This window comes from Vibrio sp. 1249-1, assembly GCF_033340495.1.
Genome location: NZ_JAWOWJ010000637.1, coordinates 1 through 660 on the forward strand (window position 1 = coordinate 1; position 660 = coordinate 660).

The following is a 660-nucleotide window of genomic DNA, read 5'->3' on the forward strand; positions in this document are numbered from 1 at the left end:
ATATATAGAAAAAGAGCTTAGTTGGTTATCTTTCAATGAACGAGTGTTACAAGAAGCGGCCGACAAAACCGTTCCGTTGATCGAGCGTATTCGTTTTCTTGGGATCTTTTCCAACAACCTCGACGAATTCTACAAAGTGCGCTTCGCTGATGTAAAACGTCGTATTTTGATCAACCAAGAGCGAGGAGGGAGTGACAACTCCAAGCGTCTGTTGAGTAAGATGCAAGCCAAAGCTCTTAAGCTTAACGAACAATTCGACGAACTTTACAGTGAATTAATTAGAGAAATGGCAAGGCGTCGCATTTTCTTGGTCAATGAGCATCAACTCGATGAAGCGCAGGAAAAGTGGATCACCAAATACTTCCGCAAAGAAGTCATGCCACATATCACGCCTTTATTGATGAAAGATGAAATCGACGTGCTGCAATTCCTCAAAGACGAATACGCTTACATCGCCGTCGAACTGCGCAAAGAAGACCACTCTCAATACGCTCTCATCGAAATTCCAACCGACCACCTGCCACGCTTCGTGATGGTGCCAGAGCAAAAAGGCAAACGCCGTAAGACCATCATCCTGCTTGATAGCATCATCCGATACTGTTTAGACGAGCTTTTTAAAGGCTTTTTCGACTATGATGAGCTCGCAGGCTACGCGATGAA

The 660-nt window shown here is 44.5% G+C and carries 1 pseudogene; it reads left to right on the plus strand.

The window, feature by feature from the left end:
- A pseudogene (locus tag R7Z50_RS28085) lies at window positions 1–660 on the plus strand (RNA degradosome polyphosphate kinase); the annotation flags it as partial.